The sequence below is a fragment of the Streptomyces sp. NPDC024698 genome (assembly GCF_055559015.1).
The window spans coordinates 435310-451909 of sequence record NZ_JBVHLK010000004.1 but is presented as its reverse complement, the minus strand read 5'-3'; the positions used below and the strand labels follow the sequence as shown (position 1 = coordinate 451909).

General features: G+C 70.1%; 15 protein-coding genes. 7 read left to right on the top strand and 8 right to left on the bottom strand.

The annotated features are described in order from the left end of the window. Positions 1-2 precede the first annotated feature (2 nt). Entirely contained in the window at positions 3-2735 is a 2733-nt protein-coding gene (ppc, locus tag ACZ4AA_RS12940) for a phosphoenolpyruvate carboxylase (protein WP_467599993.1), read from the bottom strand. Positions 2736-3086: 351 nt separating this feature from the next. Between ppc and ACZ4AA_RS12935 the strand changes: the two genes are divergently transcribed. Next, positions 3087-4097 carry an acyl-CoA desaturase gene (locus ACZ4AA_RS12935; RefSeq protein WP_467599990.1) on the top strand — a complete coding sequence of 337 codons (1011 nt, stop codon included), beginning with the start codon at positions 3087-3089 and terminating at the stop codon, positions 4095-4097. Then, complete coding sequence (locus ACZ4AA_RS12930) at positions 4094-4774, top strand: TetR/AcrR family transcriptional regulator (protein ID WP_467599987.1); 681 nt, start codon at positions 4094-4096, stop codon at positions 4772-4774. The genes ACZ4AA_RS12935 and ACZ4AA_RS12930 overlap by 4 nt, the downstream gene beginning before the upstream one ends. 20 nt (positions 4775-4794) lie before the next feature. Here ACZ4AA_RS12930 and ACZ4AA_RS12925 read toward each other — a convergent pair whose 3' ends face one another. Then, positions 4795-5166 carry a VOC family protein gene (locus ACZ4AA_RS12925; RefSeq protein WP_467599984.1) on the bottom strand — a complete coding sequence of 124 codons (372 nt, stop codon included), beginning with the start codon at positions 5164-5166 and terminating at the stop codon, positions 4795-4797. Continuing rightward, positions 5166-5984 carry a trans-aconitate 2-methyltransferase gene (locus ACZ4AA_RS12920; RefSeq protein WP_467599981.1) on the bottom strand — a complete coding sequence of 273 codons (819 nt, stop codon included), beginning with the start codon at positions 5982-5984 and terminating at the stop codon, positions 5166-5168. The genes ACZ4AA_RS12925 and ACZ4AA_RS12920 overlap by 1 nt, the downstream gene beginning before the upstream one ends. 172 nt (positions 5985-6156) lie before the next feature. On the opposite strand from ACZ4AA_RS12920, the gene ACZ4AA_RS12915 reads away from it, so the two are divergent. Continuing rightward, positions 6157-6654: a MarR family winged helix-turn-helix transcriptional regulator gene (locus tag ACZ4AA_RS12915; protein ID WP_037628157.1), complete on the top strand. Its 498-nt coding sequence runs from the start codon at positions 6157-6159 to the stop codon at positions 6652-6654. Here the strand turns inward: ACZ4AA_RS12915 and ACZ4AA_RS12910 are convergent. Then, the gene (locus ACZ4AA_RS12910; RefSeq protein WP_329300128.1) at positions 6613-7380 is read right to left on the bottom strand and encodes a response regulator transcription factor; all 768 of its coding nucleotides are present in this window, start codon (positions 7378-7380) and stop codon (positions 6613-6615) included. The genes ACZ4AA_RS12915 and ACZ4AA_RS12910 overlap by 42 nt on opposite strands. 256 nt (positions 7381-7636) lie before the next feature. Between ACZ4AA_RS12910 and ACZ4AA_RS12905 the strand changes: the two genes are divergently transcribed. After that, the gene (locus ACZ4AA_RS12905; RefSeq protein ID WP_467599976.1) at positions 7637-8113 is read left to right on the top strand and encodes a GNAT family N-acetyltransferase; all 477 of its coding nucleotides are present in this window, start codon (positions 7637-7639) and stop codon (positions 8111-8113) included. Positions 8114-8230: 117 nt separating this feature from the next. On the opposite strand, the gene galK is transcribed toward ACZ4AA_RS12905, so the two are convergent. Genes galK through galT form a run of 3 tightly spaced genes read right to left on the bottom strand, consistent with a single transcriptional unit; the run spans position 8231 to position 11439 of the window. Next, on the bottom strand, positions 8231-9373 hold the full coding sequence (galK, locus tag ACZ4AA_RS12900) for a galactokinase (RefSeq protein WP_467599973.1): 1143 nt from the start codon (positions 9371-9373) through the stop codon (positions 8231-8233). 12 nt (positions 9374-9385) lie between these two features. Further along, complete coding sequence (galE, locus tag ACZ4AA_RS12895; RefSeq protein ID WP_467599970.1) at positions 9386-10354, bottom strand: UDP-glucose 4-epimerase GalE; 969 nt, start codon at positions 10352-10354, stop codon at positions 9386-9388. Beyond that, entirely contained in the window at positions 10351-11439 is a 1089-nt protein-coding gene (gene galT / locus ACZ4AA_RS12890) for a galactose-1-phosphate uridylyltransferase (RefSeq protein WP_467599967.1), read from the bottom strand. The genes galE and galT overlap by 4 nt, the downstream gene beginning before the upstream one ends. A 179-nt stretch (positions 11440-11618) precedes the next feature. Here galT and ACZ4AA_RS12885 point away from each other — a divergent pair, with 179 nt between their 5' ends. From ACZ4AA_RS12885 to ACZ4AA_RS12875, 3 genes are all read left to right on the top strand, one after another. Further along, entirely contained in the window at positions 11619-13319 is a 1701-nt protein-coding gene (locus ACZ4AA_RS12885; protein WP_467599964.1) for a sodium:solute symporter family protein, read from the top strand. Positions 13320-13370: 51 nt separating this feature from the next. Beyond that, a complete protein-coding gene (locus ACZ4AA_RS12880) occupies positions 13371-13688 on the top strand; it encodes a hypothetical protein (RefSeq protein ID WP_467599961.1) in 318 nt (105 codons plus the stop codon). A 172-nt stretch (positions 13689-13860) separates the two neighbouring features. Further along, positions 13861-15156, top strand: a complete 1296-nt coding sequence (locus ACZ4AA_RS12875) for a M48 family metallopeptidase (RefSeq protein ID WP_467599958.1) — start codon at positions 13861-13863, stop codon at positions 15154-15156. Between the two features lie 151 nt (positions 15157-15307). Here the strand turns inward: ACZ4AA_RS12875 and ACZ4AA_RS12870 are convergent, their stop codons facing one another. Then, positions 15308-16531 carry an RNA-guided endonuclease InsQ/TnpB family protein gene (locus ACZ4AA_RS12870; protein WP_467599955.1) on the bottom strand — a complete coding sequence of 408 codons (1224 nt, stop codon included), beginning with the start codon at positions 16529-16531 and terminating at the stop codon, positions 15308-15310. Between the last annotated feature and the right edge of the window lie 69 nt (positions 16532-16600).

Genomic DNA, 16600 nt, shown 5'->3' with positions numbered 1-16600 from the left:
GCTCAGCCGGTGTTGCGCAGGCCCGCCGCCACACCGTTGACGGTCAGGAGCAGGGCCCGCGAGAGCAGCGGGTCCGGCGTCCGGCCGGCCGCGGCCTCGTCGCGCTGGCGCTTGAGGAGGGCGACCTGGAGGTAGGAGATCGGGTCCAGGTAGGCGTCGCGGATGGCGAAGGTCTGCTGGAGCACCGGGTGGGTGTCGAGCAGCTGCTCGCCGCCGGTGATGCGCAGCACCTCGCGCACGGTGAGCTCGTGCTCGGCCTCGATGGTGTCGAAGACGTGCTTGAGGTCGTCGGGGACGAGGGTGTCGACGTAGTGGCGGGCGATCCGCAGATCGGTCTTCGCGAGGGTCATCTCGACGTTCGAGAGGAAGTTCCGGAAGAAGTGCCACTGCTCGTGCATCTCGTCGAGCACGGTGTCCAGGCCGGCCTCGCGCAGTGCCTTGAGGCCGGAGCCGACGCCGAACCAGCCGGGCACGATCTGCCGGGACTGGGTCCAGCCGAAGACCCACGGGATGGCGCGCAGTCCGTCGAGCGAGACGCCCGAGCCGGGGCGGCGCGAGGGCCGCGAGCCCAGGTGCAGGTCGGCGAGCTGGTCGACGGGCGTGGAGGCGAGGAAGTACGTCGGCAGGTCGGGGTCCTCGACGAGCCTGCGGTAGGCGGAGTGGGCGGCGTCGGAGACGACGTCCATGGCCGCGTCCCAGCGGGCGAGCGCCTCGTCGGACTGGCGGGGCGCGGTGTGCAGCGCGGACGCCTGGAGGGTGGCGGCGACGGTCAGTTCGAGGTTCTCGCGGGCGAGCGAGGGGACCAGGTACTTGTCGGAGATGACCTCGCCCTGCTCGGTCACCTTGATCTCGCCCTCCAGGGTGCCCCAGGGCTGGGCGAGGATCGCGTCGTGCGAGGGGCCGCCGCCGCGGCCGACGGTGCCGCCGCGGCCGTGGAAGAGGCGCAGGCGCACGCCGTAGCGGTGGGCGACGTCGCGCAGCCGGCGCTGGGCGCGGTGGATCTCCCACTGCGAGGTGGTGATGCCGCCGAACTTGGAGGAGTCGGAGTAGCCGAGCATGACCTCCTGGACGTCCCCGCGCAGTGCCACCAGACGGCGGTACGAGGGGTCGGAGAGCATGTCCTCCAGGATCGTGTCCGCGGCCTTGAGCTCGTCGGTGGTCTCCAGGAGCGGCACGATGCCGATCTTGGCCCAGCCGGCGTGCAGGTCGAGGAGCCCGGCCTCGCGGGCGAGGACGGCGGCGGCGAAGACGTCGTCGGCGCCCTGGCACATCGAGATGATGTAGGACTCGATGACCTCGGGACCGAAGATCTTCAGGGCCCGCTTGACGGTCTCGAAGACGCCGAGGGTCTTCTGTCCGGCGGCGTCGAGCGGCGCGGGGGTCGGGGCGAGCGGGCGCCGGGAGCGCAGTTCCTTGGCGAGGAGCTTGGCGCGGTAGTCGCGCGGCATGTCCACGTAACGCCAGGACTCCTCGCCGAGCCGGTCGAAGAGCTGGCCGAGGGCGTGGTGGTGGGCGTCCGCGTGCTCGCGTACGTCCATGGTGGCGAGCTGGAGGCCGAACGCGGCGAGCGTGCGGATGGTGCGGTTCATCCGGCCGTCGGCGATCAGGCCGCCGCGGTGCTCGCGCAGCGAGGTCTGGATGAGGATGAGGTCGCGCAGCAGCTCGGCGGTGCCGAGATAGTCGCGGCCGTCCTCGTGGGGCGTGCCCTTGGCCAGGCGGAGCTTGGTGTTCTCCAGCTTCTGCCGGATGCAGGTGGCCTTGAGGCGGTAGGGCTCCTCGGCGTTGAGGCGCTTGTAGCGGGGGCTGATCTCCGGCAGGCGCTCCAGGTCGCTCTGGAGGGACTCCAGGAGGTCCTCGTTCGCGCCGGTGTAGCGGATGGAGTTCGACAGGAAACCGCGGAGCTCGTCGATGAGCTCCAGGGCGTCGTTGATGCCGTGCTCGTGCTGGAGGATCAGCACGTCCCAGGTGACGGCGGGGGTGACGTTCGGGTTGCCGTCGCGGTCGCCGCCGATCCAGGTGCCGAAGGTGAGCGGGCGGGTGTCGTCCGGGAGGACGACGCCGACGCGTTCGAGCTCGGCGGTGAGGTCCTCCAGGACGTCGCCGACGGCACCGGCGTGCAGCTCGTCCAGGTAGTAGATGGCGTTGCGGGCCTCGTCGGCGGGCTCGGGGCGTACGACCCGGAGCTCGTCGGTCTGCCACACCAGGTCGATGTTCTCGGCGAGGCGGGTGTCGTGGCGGCGGCGGTCGGCCTCGATGACCGGGGTCTCCAGGAGCGCGGCGATGCGCCGCAGCTTGTTGAGGACCGAACGCCGGGCCGCCTCCGTGGGGTGGGCGGTGAACACGGGGCGGACGTTGAGGTTCTTGACCGTCTCGCGCAGGTGCTCGGGGTCGGCGTCCTTGAGCCGGTCGGCCGTCCGGGCGAGGAGGCCGCCCTCGGCGGCCCGCTTGGCGCGCAGTTCACGGCCGCGGTGCACCTGCTCGGTGACGTTGGCGAGGTGGAAGTAGGTCGAGAAGGCGCGGACCAGCTTGGCGGCGGTCTCCAGCTCGGTGCCGCGCAGCAGCTCGGCGGCGGCCTCGCCGTCCTCGCGGGTCAGGCGGCGGACCTTCTCGACCAGTTCCAGGAGCTCGGTGCCCTCCTGCCGTACGAGGGTCTCGCCGAGCAGGTCGCCCAGGCGGCGGATGTCGGCGCGCAGTTCGCTGCTGGTCGTCGTGGTCTGGTCGTCGGCACTGCTCACAGGTGCGGCTCCTTGCAGTGGTGAAGCTCGTCTGAAGAGTGGGGGAATCTCGTCTGAAGCTCGTCTGGGAGGGAACCCGGGTGGCGACCGCGCGCGGCGGGTGCCGCTTGGGGAGGTGGCATCCGGGAAGAATCAGAACGGACCGCGCTGTCCGACCGACTCCAAGGATAGGTGTCCCCTCGGACGCGCAGGCTCACGGGCTCTTGCCGCCGGGCTACGCGCTGACATACTTACGACGCCGTAGGTTACGGACCCGTAGGTATTCCCGTCGGGCGACGGGAGGACCCTGGGTTTCGCACCCGGACACCTCCCCGTCGTTCCTCACCCTCGAACCCCACAGGGGACGCCACCATGACCACGAGTTCCGACGTGATCGACGACGCCTCGCAGGCGCACGACGACACCTCGCTCCCCGCCGCGACCCTCGGCGGCGAGAGGAAGGGGTCACTCGAACAGCTCACCCTTCTCCTCTTCATCACTGTCCCGTTCCTCGCGCTGCTCGCGGCGGTGCCGCTGGCCTGGGGCCGGGGTGGGGTGAGCTGGCTGGATCTGGGCCTGCTGGTCTTCTTCTACTACCTGGGCTGCCACGGCGTCACGATCGGCTACCACCGCTATTTCACGCACGGCTCCTTCAAGGCGAAGCGTCCGCTGCGGATCGCCATCGCGGTCGCGGGGTCGATGGCGGTCGAGGGTCCTCTCGTGCGCTGGGTCGCCGACCACCGCAAGCACCACAAGTTCTCCGACGCCGAGGGCGACCCGCACTCGCCGTGGCGGTACGGCGAGACGGTTCCGGCCCTGATGAAGGGCCTGTGGTGGGCGCACATCGGATGGATGTTCGACGAGGAGCGGACCTCGCAGGAGAAGTACGCGCCCGACCTGGTCAGGGACCCGGTGATCCGGGCGATCTCGCGCCAGTTCCTCCTCTGGACGCTGCTGTCCCTGGCGCTGCCTGCACTGATCGGCGGCCTGGTGACGATGTCGTGGTGGGGCGCGTTCACCGGGTTCTTCTGGGGGTCCCTCGTGCGGGTGGCCCTGCTGCACCACGTGACCTGGTCGATCAACTCGATCTGCCACGCGGTCGGCAGGCGTCCCTTCAAGTCGCGTGACCGTTCGGGCAACGTGTGGTGGCTGGCCGTTCTCTCCTGCGGCGAGTCCTGGCACAACCTGCACCACTCCGACCCGACGTCCGCCCGGCACGGTGTGGACCGCGGCCAGCTCGACTCCTCGGCGCGGATCATCCGCTGGTGCGAGCAGCTCGGCTGGGCGTACGACGTGCGCTGGCCGTCCCGCTCGCGTATCGACGCGCGCCGCAACGACGGGAACGGCTCCCGGCGCAAGACGGAAACCGCTGAAGCGGCATGATTGACGGCGTGGCGACCGACTCCAGCAGCACCTCGAACAGCAACGAGAAGCCGCGGCGCGCGCGCCGCACCCGCATGACCGGCGCCGAGCGCCGTCAGCAGCTGCTGGAGATCGGCCGCACCCTGTTCGCCGCCAAGGGGTTCGAGGGCACGTCGGTGGAGGAGATCGCCGCCAAGGCCGGTGTCTCCAAACCCGTGGTGTACGAGCACTTCGGCGGCAAGGAGGGGCTGTACGCGGTCGTCGTGGACCGCGAGATGCGGCGACTCCTCGACATGGTGACCGGTTCGCTGACGGCGGGCCATCCGCGCGAGCTGTGCGAGCAGGCCGCGTTCGCCCTCCTGGACTACATCGAGGAGTACACGGACGGTTTCCGCATCCTGGTCCGTGACTCCCCCATCCCGCAGTCGACGGGTTCGTTCGCCTCGCTGATCTCGGACATCGCCACCCAGGTGGAGGACATCCTGGGCCGTGAGTTCAAGAGCCGCGGCTTCGACTCGAAGCTGGCGCCGCTGTACGCCCAGGCCCTGGTGGGCATGGTCGCGCTGACGGGCCAGTGGTGGCTGGACGTCCGCAAGCCGCGCAAGGCGGAGGTGGCCGCGCATCTGGTGAATCTGGCCTGGCACGGTCTGGACGGTCTGGAGCCGAAGCCGCGGTTGATAGGGCATCGCAAGGCCTGAGGGCCGTGCGCGCTCCCGGCTCAGTCCCGGGCCGGGAGCGGCTCCAGGAATTCGAGGCGGTTGCCGACGGGGTCCTCGGAGAAGAAGCGCCGGTGGCCGGGCAGGTCCTCGTCCCAGGTGACGGGGGCGCCGGCGGCGGCGATCCGGGCGGCGAGGGCGTCGATGCCGGTGACGCGCAGTCCGGGGTGGGCCTTCTTCGCGGGACGGAAGGAGTCCTCGGTCCCCAGGTGCAGCTGGACGGCTCCCGCCAGGAACCAGCAGCCTCCGCGTCCGGCGAGGACGGGCGGCTTGGGCGTCTCCGTCATCCCGAGGACGTCCGCGTAGTACGCCCGCAGGCGGTCCTCGGAGCCGGGCGGGGCGGCGAGCTGGACATGGTCGAGCGCGGTGAGCATCAGCTCTCCTTCCGGGCCACGGCGAACAGCCTGCGGAAGGGCAGCACGGTGCCGTAGGGCTCGGCGGGGTAGGCCTCGCGCAGCAGGTCCCGGTACTCGGCGACGAAGGCCTCGGTGGCCTCGGGGTCGTCCGCGAGGGCGGTCAGCACGGGCCGCAGCGCGGTCCCCTTCGCCCAGTCGAGCACGGGGTCGGGACCGGTCAGCAGTTGCATGTACGTGGTCTCCCAGACGTCCGTGCGGCAGCCGGCGCTCTCCAGCCGGTCCAGGTAGACGAGCGGGTCGTGGACCGAGTCCGCGGAGCGCGGGGCGTCGCCGACGAGGCCCTTCCAGCGGGGGGAGGCGGCGAGTTCGCGCAGGCGGACGTGCAGTGGGGCGTCGGTGTTGCGGGGCATCTGGAAGGCCAGGGTGCCGCCGGGGGCGAGGGCGTCGAGCCAGCCGGGGAGCGACTCCAGATGTCCCGGCACCCACTGGAGCGCGGCGTTCGAGGTGATCAGGTCGTACGTCCCGGAGGGCGCCCAGTCGGTGAGGTCGGCGTGGGCGAAATCGAGGCGTCCGCCGCCGGCCGTGGGACCGGCGTGCTCCTCGGTGCGGGCCAGCATGTCGGCGGAGTTGTCGTAGCCGGTGATGTGCGCGGTGGGCCAGCGGACGGCGAGCAGGGCGGTGACGTTGCCGGGGCCGCAGCCGAGGTCGGCGATGCGGGCGGGCTCGCCCGGAAGGCCGCCGATCTGGGCCAGGAGGTCGGCGAAGGGGCGGGCCCGGTGGCGGGAGTGACGCAGATACTGGCCGGGGTCCCAGGTGGGGGTGGGGGCGGCAGCCATGGGTGGCCTCCTCGAAAGTCGCCGCGGGGTCGTCACCGCGCGGGGGGCGGCGGTGACCGGACCGTTCACTTCCCAAGCCTCACAGGAAAACTATCTCGACGTCAAGAGACTCGTTCTCAAGAAACTTCACATCAAGAGACTTCATGTCGACACAACCACTACACTGATCGTCATGGAGGACGAGGTCGATCGGCTGGTCGCTGCGTGGCGCCGGGAGCGCCCTGACCTCGACGTGGAACCGCTCGAGGTGCTCAGCCGGGTGAGCAGGCTGGCCCGGCACCTGGACCGTGCGCGCCGGCTCGCTTTCGCCGAGCACAGCCTGGAGCCCTGGGAGTTCGACGTCCTGACCGCGCTGCGGCGAGCGGGATCCCCGTATCAGCTCTCGCCCGGACAGCTGCTGACCCAGACGCTCGTCACCTCGGGCACGATGACGAACCGCATCGACCGGCTGACCAAGAAGGGTCTGGTGGAGCGCCTCCCGGACCCGAGCGACCGCAGGGGCGTGCTCGTCCGCCTGACGGACGAGGGGTGCGACCGCGCCGACCAGGCACTGGCCGGCCTGCTCGACCAGGAACGGGCCATCCTCGCCGAGCTGAGTCGGGGACAGCGCGGTGAACTGGCCGGACTGCTACGCCAGTTGACCGCCCCGTTCGACAACATCCCCGGTTAGGTCGACGGGTCCGACCCCGGCGCGCCTGGCCAGGGCCACGGCGGCGAGCGTGGAGTGCACACCGAGCTTGCCGAGAACGTTCTGCATATGGGTGCGGACGGTGTGCGGCGACAGGAACAGCCGCTCCGCCACCGCCTTGCGCCCGAGCCCGGCGACCATGCACCGCAGCACCTCGCGCTCGCGGGGCGTCAGCGACTCGACGAGCCGCTCGCTCTCGGTGCGGTGCTTGCGCGCGGCGGTGAGTTCGCGGAGCACTCCGGTGAGCAGGGCGGGAGGCAGATGCGTCTCGTCGCGCAGCACCCCCCTTATGACGGTGAGCAGGCGCGAGAGCGAGCAGTCCTTGGCGACCCATCCCGAGGCTCCCGCCTGGAGGGCGAGCGCTGCCCGGCGCGGATCGTCCTTCTCGGCCAGCACGACGATCCGTACGCCCGGCTGCCCGGAGCGGACCCCGGCGACGAGCGAGATGCCGTCGACCAGGCCGTCCTCGTTGCTCTCCTGGACGGGCACCGCCGGACGCATGCCGGGCAGATTGCCGCCCAGGTCGGCGTCGACGAGCAGCACGTCGAAGCGGCGGCCCTCGGCCGCCGCGCGTTCGAGGCAGCGCAACGCGGCCGGACCGCTGCCGGCGGCGGACACGTCGACGTCGGGCTCGGCCGCGAGCGCGGCGGCGAGCGACTCGGCGAAGATGCGATGGTCGTCGACGACCAGTACTCGGATGCGAACCACAGAAACCCCCACTGTCGGGGGACGATCCGTACGGGTACGGCGCCCGAGGTGATCCCGGGCCCGCTTGCGACCCGGAAAACGGGGTGCCTCCACCGCACGGCCGCCGCCGTGCTGGAAGTGCTACCCCCACTTCGGGCGTCGTACCCGACTGTCTCGCCCCCTGATCAGCACCGGCCCCCACCGGCACTGTTCATCAGAGTACGGGCGGGGGCGGGGAGCGGAAGGCAATTTGCAGAACTGGTTGGCCAGCGCGTTTATGGTGAGTCGTATGTTTCGTATCGAGACAGAAGACGACAAGGAGCGTCGGGATCTGCTCCGCAGGCGGCTGCTGGACACGAACACGGCGGCGTCCCCGGTGCTGCGCGCGCTGCGCGGAACCCCAGGCGAGCGTGAACTCCCGCTCCACGTATGGGCCTTGGACGAGGACGGCGAACTGGCCGGCGGGCTGGCGGGACACACCTGGACCGCCTGGCTGCACGTCACCTATCTGTGGGTCGACGACCGCCACCGGGGCGCGGGTCTGGGCAGCCGGCTGCTCACCGAGGCCGAGCGGACCGCCGCCGAACGCGGCTGCGCCGCCGCCCGCGTGGAGACCTGGGACTTCCAGGCCCCCGACTTCTACCGCAAACAGGGCTACGAGGTGGTCTCCGTGATCCCCGACTACCCCCCAGGAATCACGGAGTACACCCTGACAAAGCGCTTCAGCCCCTCCGCCGCACCTTCCAGCCCCTGATTCCCAGCCCCCGCCGGGGAGAGTCTCAGCCCCTCCGGCGTTTGAGGAGCGGGGGTCCGGGGGCAGCGCCCCCGGGTACGGGACGGGCAGGGGCGGAGGGGGCGAAAGAAGCTCAGGTCAGCCGATCCGCCGGGCCCCCGCAGAAGGAACGGCGGGAAACACCCGCGGAGCGGTGAACCCGGCCGCGGCAAAGGCTTCAAGCACCGCCTTGGTGACCGAGTCGACGTCGGCCGCTTCGAGCAGCACCACAGCCGACCCCCCGAACCCACCCCCCGTCATCCGCGCCCCGAGCGCCCCGGCGCCGTTCGCCACGGACACCACGAGATCCAACTCGGCACAGGAGATCCGCAGATCGTCGCGCAGCGAGGCGTGACCGTCCGTCAGGACGGGCCCGATCGCCCGGACGTCCCCCGCGTCCAGCAGGGAGATGACCCGGTCCACCCGGTGGTCGTCGGAGACGACGTGGCGGACATAGCGGCGCACGCGCTCGTCGGAGAGCCGGCCGAGGGCCGCGTCGAGCCCCTCGTACGCGACATCGCGCAGATGGGACACGCCCAGCTGCCGCGCCCCCTCCTCACAGCCCGCCCGCCGCTCGGCGTACGCCCCGTCGCCGAGCGCGTGCTTGACCCGGGTGTCGACGACGAGGAGTTCGAGCCCCTGGGAGGCGAGGTCGAAGGGGACCTGGCGGATGGACAGGTCACGGCAGTCCAGGTGCAGCGCGTGCCCCTCGGTGCAGCACGCCGACGCCGTCTGGTCCATGATCCCGCAGGGCACGCCCACGAAGTCGTTCTCGGCGCGCTGGGCGAGCCGTGCCAGCTCGGGCCGGGTGAGCCCGAGCCCGTACAGCTCGTCGAGGGCGAGGGCGGTGACGACCTCCAGGGCCGCCGAGGAGGACAGTCCGGCGCCGGTGGGGACCGTGGAGGCCAGATGGATGTCCGCGCCGCCGACGGCGTGGCCGGCCTCGCGCAGCGCCCACACCACACCCGCCGGATAGGCGGCCCAGCCGGTGTCCGACCGGGGCGTCAGTTCCTCGACGCGCAGTTCGACGACGGGTCCCTCGATGTCGGCCGAGTGCAGCCGCAGCACGCCGTCGGACCGGCGGGACGCCGCCGCGACCGCCGTGTGCGGCAGCGCGAGCGGCATCACGAACCCCTCGTTGAAGTCCGTGTACTCGCCGATCAGGTTGACCCTGCCGGGCGCCGCCCAGACGCCCTCGGGCGCGGCGCCGTACAGCGCCTCGAAGCCCTCACGTACCCCCACCTGCTCCACCTGTTACCCCTTCGCCGTGCTCTTCTGTGCGAACTCCCACGCGTCCGCGACGATGCCCGCGAGATCCGCGCGGGACGGGTTCCAGCCGAGCCGCTCACGGGCGGTCGCGGCCGAGGCGACCAGGACCGCCGGGTCCCCGGCGCGGCGCGGTGCCGTGACCTCGGGGATCGGGTGTCCGGTCACCCGGCGTACGGTCTCGATGACCTCGCGGACCGAGAAGCCGTTGCCGTTGCCGAGGTTGCAGATCAGGTGCTCGCCCGGGGAGGCGGCCTCGACCGCCAGCAGGTGCGCCTCGGCGAGGTCCGCGACATGGATGTAGTCGCGGACGCAGGTGCCGTCCGGCGTCGGGTAGTCGTCGCCGTAGACGGAGATGGCGTCACGGCGGCCCTGCGCGACCTGGAGGACCAGCGGAATGAGGTGCGACTCGGGGTCGTGCCGCTCGCCGCTCTCGCCGTAGGCGCCGGCCACGTTGAAGTAGCGCAGGGAGACGGCGCCGAGGCCGTGCGCCGCGGCCTCGCCGGTGATCATGTGGTCGACGGCGAGCTTGGAGGCACCGTAGGGGTTGGTGGGCCGGGTCGGCGCCGACTCGACGATCGGGGTCGTCTCGGGCTCTCCGTAGGTCGCGGCGGTGGAGGAGAAGACCAGCCTGCGCACGCCCGCCTCGCGCATCGCGGCGAGCAGGGCCATGGTGCCGCCGACGTTGTTGTCCCAGTACTTCTCGGGCTTCACCACGGACTCGCCGACCTGCGAGAACGCGGCGAAGTGCAGGACCGCGTCGTACGAGGGGTCCAGCCACTTGGCGGCGTCGCGGATGTCGCCCTCGACGAACGCGGCACCGGCGGGCACGCCCTCGCGAAAGCCCGTCGAGAGGTTGTCGAGGACGGTGACCTCGTGGCCCGCCTCCAGCAGGTGGCGCGCGACCACGCTGCCCACATAGCCGGCTCCACCCGTGACCAGGTACTTCCCACTCATGAACTCGCTACCTCTCGCAGTCGCTGAGCCGCGGTCTCCGGCGGCACGTCGTTGATGAACACGTTCATGCCGGACTCGGAACCCGCGAGGAACTTCAGCTTGCCGGAAGTGCGGCGAATGGTGAAAAGCTCGAGGTGGAGCGCGAAGTCGTCCCGGTTGACGCCTTCGAACCCCTCCAGCGGGCCGAAGGGAGCCTGGTGCCACGCCGCGATGTACGGCGTCGGCGGCTCGCCCGTCCCGTCCTCGTCACCGTCCGGGCCGTCGAAGATCCGGTCGAAGCGCCTCAAGAGTTCCAGATAGACCTGGGGGAACTCTGTGCGCGCCGCCTCGTCGAGGCCGAGCAGGTCGGGCACGCGGCGGCGGGGGTAGAGGTGGACCTCGTACGGCCAGTGGGCGGCGTACGGGACGAAGGCGAGCCAGTGCTCGCTCTCCAGGACGACGCGTGAGCCGTCGGCGCGTTCCCGTGCGAGGACGTCGTCGAACAGATTCTCCCCGCCTGTCGCGTCCTTGTGGGCGGCCAGGGAGCGCAGCATCAGCGTGGTACGGGGTGTGACGAAGGGGTAGCCGTAGATCTGCCCGTGGGGGTGACCGAGCGTCACACCGATCTCGGGGCCGCGGTTCTCGAAGCAGAAGACCTGCCGGACGGAGGGCAGATGGGAGAGTTCGGCAGTGCGGTCCGTCCAGGCGTCCAGGACGAGGGCCGCCTGTGCCTCCGTCAGGTCCGCGAAGGAGGCGTCGTGGTCGGAGGTGAAGCAGACGACCTCGCAGCGGCCGGAGTCGCCGGCCAGCGAGGGGAAGCGGTTCTCGAACACCACGACGTCATAAGAGGATTCGGGGATCTCGCTCAGTCTGCCGCCGGAGGACGGGCACAGCGGGCACTCGTCCGCCGGGGGGTGGTAGATGCGCCCCTGGCGGTGCGAGGCGATCGCGACCGAGTCGCCGAGGAGCGGGTCGCGGCGCACCTCGGAGGTGGTGACGGTCGGGTCGAGCGGGCGCCGGTCCACCGCGTCGCGCACCTGGTCGTCGCCCGCGTCGTAGTAGATGAGCTCACGACCGTCGGCGAGCCGGGTCGAGGTCTTCTTCACAGTCGGACTCCCCATCAGCACCCGATCAAACCTTCAAACATAACCGAACACAACAAACCACAAGCCACCACCGCAGTCAACGTCACAATCAAACAAAGGTCACCATCGAGAGGGTGTGCCCGCTGGATTCGGAGGCATAGATTCCGGTCCGATAGGTTCATGCGACGAAGCGAGTTCTGATGCAGTCCCCCACACATCCGCCCCAACCGGGCACCCTGCTCGCCGTCGAGTTGCGACTCCCCACGAACGCACTCGACTACACAATCCTCGGCATCTACTTCGTGGTCGTCCTGGGCATCGGCTTCGCGGCCCGGCGCTCGGTGAGGACGAGCCTCGACTTCTTCCTGTCCGGGCGCTCACTGCCCGCCTGGATCACCGGCCTGGCCTTCATCTCCGCCAACCTGGGCGCCACCGAGATCCTCGGCATGGCCGCCAACAGCGCCCAGTACGGCGTCTACACCGTGCACTGGTACTGGATCGGCGCCATCCCGGCGATGGTCTTCCTGGGCCTGGTGATGATGCCGTTCTACTACGGCTCCAAGGTCCGCTCCGTTCCCGAGTTCCTGCTGCTGCGCTTCGACAAATGGGCGCACCTGCTGAGTTCCGTGCTGTTCGCCTTCGCCGCCGTCCTCATCGCGGGCGTCAACCTCTACTCGCTCGCGATCGTGGTCGAGGCACTGCTCGGCTGGCCGCAGTGGGTCGCGATCGTGGTCGCCGGGTTCTTCGTCCTCGCCTACATCACCCTCGGCGGCCTGTCCTCCGCGATCTACAACGAGGTCCTCCAGTTCTTCGTGATCCTGGCGGCGCTGATCCCGATCGCCGTGCTCGGCCTGCACCGGGTCGGCGGCTGGGGCGGACTGACCCACTCCCTGGACAAGACCCACGGCACCGACTTCACGACGGCCTGGGGCGGTACGGGGATCGGCAGCGCCAATCCGCTCGGCGCCAACTGGCTGACCATCGTGCTCGGCCTCGGCTTCGTGCTCTCCTTCGGCTACTGGACGACGAACTTCGCCGAGGTGCAGCGCGCACTGTCGGCCAAGAACCTCTCCGCCGCCCAGCGCACCCCGCTCATCGCGGCCTACCCGAAGATCTTCATCGTCTTCCTGGTGATGATCCCGGGCCTGGTGGCGGCCGTCCTGGTCCCGAAGATCGGTACGAGCGCCTCGGGTCTCCAGTACAACGACGCGATCCCCTATCTGATGCAGGAGTTGCTGCCGAACGGGGTCCTCGGCATCGCGGTGACCGGACTGCTGGCCGCGTTCATGGCGGGCATGGCGGCGAACGTCTCGTCCTTCAACACGGTGTTCACGACCGACATCTGGGCGAAGTACGTGGTCAGGGACCGCGAGGACGGCTACTACGTCCGCTTCGGCCGGCTGATCACCGTGGTCGGTGTCCTCGCGTCGATCGGCACGGCCTTCCTGGCCTCGTCCTTCTCCAACATCATGAGCTACCTCCAGACGCTCTTCTCCTTCTTCAACGTGCCGATGTTCGCGGTCTTCATCGTCGGCATGTTCTGGAAGCGGGCGTCCGTGAAGTCCGGCTTCTGGGGCCTGCTGGCCGGGACGACGGCCGCGATGGTGAACTACTTCGTCCTCTACAAGCAGGACATCATCGGCTTCCCCTCCGACCAGGGCGCCAACTTCGTCTCCGCGATCGTCGCCTTCGTGGCCGGTGGCGTGGTGATGGTCGGGGTCTCGCTCTTCACCGCCCCCAAGCCCGCGCGGGAGTTGGAGGGCCTGGTCTACGGCACGGTGTCCCCCGGCATGGCCGAGCCGCCCGCCGCCGGCGACGACGCCTGGTACCGCAAGCCCGCCCTGCTGGGCTGGGGCGCGTTGATCCTGGCCGCCGCCTGCTACATCCCGTTCTCGTTCTGACCTCGCTTCGACGAGTCCCGGCCCACTCCGACGAGGGAGAATAAGGAAACCATGTCCGATTATTCGGAAAGCGACGCGCAACGCCAGGTCTCGGACCTGGAGAAGAAGTCCGCGACCGCCGCCCGCCTGTTCGACATCCGCCGCATCATCGGCGGCCTGTTCGTGCTCTACGGCGTCATCGTCACCGTCGCCGGCATCACCGCCTCCGACGCCGACCTCGCCAAGGCCGGCGGCATCAACATCAACCTCTGGACCGGCCTCGGCATGCTCGCCCTCGGCCTGTTCTTCCTGGCCTGGCTGTGGCTGCGCCCCTTGCCACCCACGGCGTCGGAGAGTCCGACCGAGGATCAGGGTCCGCCGGAGGTCTGACACCCGACGCCTGACCCCCGGCGTCCGGGGCCGGGGTTCCCAGGGAGCCCCGGCCCCGGCCCATGGCGCACCTTCACCAGGCTCTTTACCTCGTCTTCACTCTGTGATCAACTTCGCTGACGTGTACAAGACGGCCTCTGGGGAGGGGCCGTGGGGCAGGGGAGAGTCAGCGATGCACACCGCCGCAGCGGAAACGGTTCAACCATGCCCCGAATGCGGGACCGAGATCCGAACGGACGCCCGGTTCACCACGTGGTGCGCCGCCTGCGACTGGAACGTCGATCCGGAGCGGGCGGAGGAGAAGCGGGGACGGCTCGCCAGAGCCCGGCGCACCCAGGCGCGGCGGCACGGTGAGCGGCTGCTGGCGGAGCTGAGCGCCGGCGGGAACCTGAGTGCCCACCGCGACACCTCCTCGCTCCTCGCCGTGGCGCTCTCGCTGGTCGTCCACGCCCTGACCCTGGCCGTGACCGCCGGTGGCGTCTGGTTCCTCGTCACGGGATGGGGCGGCTGGGGCATGATCCCGGGCATCTTCCTCCTCGCACTGGCGTGGTCGCTGCGGCCCCGGTTCGACGGGCTGCCGAAGGACACACCCGTCCTGCGCCGCGCCGACGCGCCCGAACTCTTCGCGCTCGTCGACGAGATCGCCCGCGTGGCCGGCACCCGCGGGGTCGACGCGATCGCCGTCGACAACCGCATCAACGCGAGTGTCGCGAGCTACGGCGTGCGGGGCCGCCGGCTCCTCACGCTGGGGCTGCCCCTGTGGGAAGCCCTCACACCGCAGCAGCGGATCGCGCTGCTGGGCCACGAAATGGGCCACTACGTCAACGGGGACACCCGTCACGGTCGGGTCGTCGCAGCCGCCTTCCGTTCGCTGATCACCTGGCACTACTACTTCGAACCGGTCGACCACGAGCCGCTCGACGACACCGGCGCGCTCACGCTCCTGCTCAACGTGCTCTACGTCCTGCCCCGGCTGCTCGTCCGCGGCATCCTGACGCTCCTCGACCAACTGACCCTGCGCGCCACTCAGCGGGCCGAATACCTCGCCGACCGTGTCGCCGCCCGCACCGGTTCCACCGAGGCCGCGCTGGAACTCATGGACCATCTGCTGATCGCGGACTCGGCCGCCGTGACGCTGCGCCGCGAGGTCAACCTCGCGGCCCTGAGCGGCCCGCGCCGCACAGGGGCGTCCGCCGACCTGACGGACGGGCTGTGGGAGCGTCTCGCCGCGGACCTGGCGTCCGTGCCGGATCACGAGCGCGACCGTCAGCGCCGGGCCGGTGTCCTGAGAGGTCACAGCGTCGACGACTCCCACCCGCCGACCCATCTGCGCCACGCCTGCCTGCTGATCGGCGAACCCGTGCCCCCGGCCGTCACGACCGACACCGAGCGGGAGGACCGGATCACCCGGGAACTGGCCGCCGCACGCACGAAGCTGGCCCGCCAGATCATCCGGGACGGCTACTGACCAGGCACTAGTGCCGTTCAGGGGTGAACAGGCCGGCCGGTTCGGCGGCAGATGGTGATGGCACGGGTGTCGTGGGGGATGTGCAGGGATTGACATGCTCCTTGCCCTGAAGAGCGAGGATTCCGGCCTTCCTTGACTGGTCGCTGTGCCGCTACGCGGCACGGTTTCCGGTCGGGAATCCGTGGCTTCCTGTTTCTTCGCGCCGTGCCAGAACGGGTTCTGGTCCTACCGGCGCTCCGCAGGCCGATACCGCCAGTCCGGCGGCCTGTTTAATGTTGAGCGCCGCGTTGTGGTCCCGGTCGTGGAGGGTGCCGCAGGCGGTGCAGGTCCATTCCCGGACATTGAGGGGTTTGGGTCCGTCCTTGACCCCACAGGTGGAGCAGACCTGGGAGGTTGGTTCGAACCGGCCGATCCTGACCAGGGTGCGGCCGTACCGCTCTGCTTTGTACTCCAGCATGCCGATGAACTGTGCCCAGCCCGCGTCATGCACGGACCTGGCCAGCCGGGTGCGCGCCAGCCCCGCCACCGCCAGGTCCTCCACGCCGATCGCTTGGTTGTCGCGGATCAGTCGGGTGGAGAGTTGGTGGTGGAATTCGCGGCGTGCGTCGGCGACCTTGGCGTGGGCGCGGGCGACCTTGAGGCGGGCCTTGGTCCGGTTCTTTGACCCCTTCTGTTTGCGGGACAGGTCCTGCTGGGTCTTCTTCAGCTTCTTCTCCGCCCGGCGCAGGAACCGCGGGGAGTCGATCTTCGTGCCGTCGGACAGCACGGCGAAGTGGGTCAGGCCGAGATCGATGCCGGTCGTCTGGTCGGAGTCGGGCATCCGGGCCGCATCTTGAGTGGGGTCGGTATCGATGACGAAGGAAGCGAAGTACCTGCCGGCCGCATCCTTGATCACGGTGACGGAGGTGGGGGTGGCGGGCAGGGTGCGGGACCATTTCACCTTCACCGCGCCGATCTTCGGCAGGTTCAGCCGGCCGCCGCCGGTGATCTTCCAGCAGGCGTTGGCGGTGAACCGGATCGACTGCCGGGTGTCCTTGCGGGACTTGAAGCGGGGCGCACCCAGCCTGGGGCCCTCGCGGATGCCCTTGAGGGAGGCGAAGAAGTTACGGTAGGCGGCCTCGACGTCCCGCAGAGCCTGCTGGAGCACCACCGCCGACACCTCGCCCAGCCAGCAACGCTCCTTCGTCCGCTTCGCCTCGGTGATCAGCTTCCGGGACAGCTCGCCCGCCGCCGGGAACGCCAGCCCGGCCCTGAGGGCTTCCTCACGGACGCGGACCGCGTCGTTGAACACGACCCGCGCGCACCCGAACGCCCTCGCCAACGCAGTCTGCTGACCGGCGTCCGGGTACAGACGGAAGCTGTACCGGAGCTGCATGGCGATCACACTAAGCACGTCGAACCCGTGACGTCACCGGGAACACATAAGCGATCCTTCACCGTCACC

Bases quoted from the DNA above. Each gene is read 5' to 3' on its own strand.
- ACZ4AA_RS12935 (WP_467599990.1), top strand. From the start codon at position 3,087: ATGACCACGAGTTCCGACGTGATCGACGACGCCTCGCAGGCGCACGAC.
- ACZ4AA_RS12930 (WP_467599987.1), top strand. From the start codon at position 4,094: ATGATTGACGGCGTGGCGACCGACTCCAGCAGCACCTCGAACAGCAAC.
- ACZ4AA_RS12925 (WP_467599984.1), bottom strand. From the start codon at position 5,166: ATGCTCACCGCGCTCGACCATGTCCAGCTCGCCGCCCCGCCCGGCTCC.
- ACZ4AA_RS12920 (WP_467599981.1), bottom strand. From the start codon at position 5,984: ATGGCTGCCGCCCCCACCCCCACCTGGGACCCCGGCCAGTATCTGCGT.
- ACZ4AA_RS12915 (WP_037628157.1), top strand. From the start codon at position 6,157: ATGGAGGACGAGGTCGATCGGCTGGTCGCTGCGTGGCGCCGGGAGCGC.
- ACZ4AA_RS12905 (WP_467599976.1), top strand. From the start codon at position 7,637: ATGGTGAGTCGTATGTTTCGTATCGAGACAGAAGACGACAAGGAGCGT.
- galE (WP_467599970.1), bottom strand. From the start codon at position 10,354: ATGAGTGGGAAGTACCTGGTCACGGGTGGAGCCGGCTATGTGGGCAGC.
- ACZ4AA_RS12885 (WP_467599964.1), top strand. From the start codon at position 11,619: ATGCAGTCCCCCACACATCCGCCCCAACCGGGCACCCTGCTCGCCGTC.
- ACZ4AA_RS12880 (WP_467599961.1), top strand. From the start codon at position 13,371: ATGTCCGATTATTCGGAAAGCGACGCGCAACGCCAGGTCTCGGACCTG.
- ACZ4AA_RS12875 (WP_467599958.1), top strand. From the start codon at position 13,861: ATGCACACCGCCGCAGCGGAAACGGTTCAACCATGCCCCGAATGCGGG.
- ACZ4AA_RS12870 (WP_467599955.1), bottom strand. From the start codon at position 16,531: ATGCAGCTCCGGTACAGCTTCCGTCTGTACCCGGACGCCGGTCAGCAG.